Here is a 2,047-nt window from a genome sequence, read left to right on the forward strand (position 1 = left end):
TCATAGAGTTTTAAAAGTACATTTGAAAGCCATGGTTCTCCTCTAATTTGCCCAGGTCTCAGCGGTTTATAGATATGAAGTACATCACTTGCTGGTACTCTAACAGATTCTCCAAATGATCCTTCTCCTGGATGCTCTCTGAATAGGTAATATGCTTCTTTTTGCCCAAGTCGGTTAAATTCAATACCACTACGAATAACATTACCATTTGCAAGTGTTTGATTGCTCTTATTATCTAAATGCTCTGATTCCAGTACTTGTAGCTGCAATGGTACAGAAAATCCATCTTCAGGTTTACGATTCCTCAACCGTACAAAACACTCTCCACCTTCAATCATACTCCTACATACAAGGGATTGCAGTCCATAAAAATCACTTGCTCCACAGCTATCTGCTTCATCTGTCCACTTGAGCCACAATTCTTGAACTTTTTTTCTAAACTCTGGATCTTTAGCCTTTGATTGCGGCTTGATTCCCGTGCCAACACAATTTGCAACTATAGTGTCGATTATATTTGCTGCATATGGATTTTTTCTTACCATGTCACGAGAGCGACTGCGTAAGGTTTCAATGCTATGAGCAAGTAAACTATTTATTCCACTCCTTTCTGGCTGCCAGTACATTACCCTTCTTCCTGAACCTGATGCATCCCATGCTGAACTTTTAATCTTTGGTTTTTTGAATAATTGTTTGAATGATTTTAAGAGCATTACTTTCCTTTATCTGAAATTTTTGATAACTCAGCTTCTAACTCTTCTATAGTTGGCAGAGCTGTTTTAATATTTTCTGGCAGGTTTTCAGTTATTCGGTATTCAGCAAGGCCTATTGGTTTATTTATATCACGTAATGCGTACTCGGCTACAACACCAACTTTAGAGTGGCAGAGAATAAGACCAATTGATGGATTGTCGCCTGGATGCCTTAATAAATCATCAACTGCTGAAAGGTAAAAATTCATCTTTCCAGCGTATTCTGGCTTGAATTTCCCTGCTTTTAATTCAATTACAATGTAGCAACGAAGCTTAACGTGATAAAAGAGCAAATCTAAATAGAAATCTCTTTCTCCAACCTGTAAATGGTACTGCCTTCCTAAAAATGCAAACCCTTCTCCAAGCTCTAAAAGGAAACGTTCTATGTGAACTACCAGAGCTTTTTCTATTTCCCTTTCATGCGCTTTTTTACCAAGACTCAAAAAATCAAATACATAAGGATTTTTGAGCGTTTGCTGTGCTAAATCTGATTGAGGTGATGTAAGCTTATTTTTGAAGTTTGTTATTGCTTTACCCTCGCGTTTATACAAATTTGTTTCAATCTGCATAGATAAGATATTGCGAGACCAGCCATGTTCACGTGACTTTTTAGCATACCAAAATCTTTCTTCTTTATTTTCTATTTCGTACATTATTACAATATTGTGACCCCAAGGTAATTGGTCAACAGCTTGTTGACGAATTTCGTTTTCGCTATATCCTTCTGCAAACCTTCTCATATACTTTAGATTTTGTATGCTAAATCCCTTCATATCAGGAAATGCACTTCTCAAATCTTTACTCAATTGATCAATAATTTTTGCACCCCAACCATGTTCCTTTTGGCGTTTTAAGATCTCTGTACCAATATGGTGGTAAAGTAAAATAAGTTTGCTATTTACTGCAAGCGCTGCTTTATAACGATTGGTAGCAATATGTTCTTTCAAATGCTCTAAAAATTCCGTGTACTCTTTTGCTATAATTTTTGCCATTGGTTATCCTTTAAATAGTTTTTACTATTATACAATCCCTTTACTCGTCGAAAACACTATCTTTCGTTTAGGCTTCACACCTACAATTTTCAACTCAGACTTAATTTGTTGCCTTAAGCTCAAAAGATCATTTATCTGCACCTCTGCATATCTCACCACATGGTCACCATAAGCAATTGATACCACTCTCCTGCCGTTTTGCAGTTTCTGAATTGCTTGCTCAACTTGAGCTAAATATTCTTCAGTGTACATTTTCTATCCATTTACTTTTGACTATTTTCTTTGGCTTTTTGCTCTCAGTCTTTT

General features: G+C 36.3%; 3 protein-coding genes. All 3 read right to left on the minus strand.

Annotation, left to right across the window (positions count from 1 at the left end; translation table 11 throughout):
* On the minus strand, nt 1-710 hold a 710-nt coding region (locus tag IC220_RS07210), incomplete at its 3' end, for a phage portal protein (RefSeq protein WP_188153753.1).
* Complete coding sequence (locus IC220_RS07215) at nt 710-1,741, minus strand: PDDEXK nuclease domain-containing protein (RefSeq protein ID WP_188153754.1); 1,032 nt, start codon at nt 1,739-1,741, stop codon at nt 710-712. The genes IC220_RS07215 and IC220_RS07210, both read right to left, overlap by 1 nt.
* Nucleotides 1,742-1,768: 27 nt before the next feature.
* Entirely contained in the window at nt 1,769-1,993 is a 225-nt protein-coding gene (locus IC220_RS07220; protein ID WP_188153755.1) for a gpW family head-tail joining protein, read from the minus strand.
* Nucleotides 1,994-2,047 lie beyond the last annotated feature (54 nt).

The sequence above is a fragment of the Wolbachia endosymbiont of Pentalonia nigronervosa genome (genome assembly GCF_014534705.1).
Classification (GTDB): domain Bacteria; phylum Pseudomonadota; class Alphaproteobacteria; order Rickettsiales; family Anaplasmataceae; genus Wolbachia.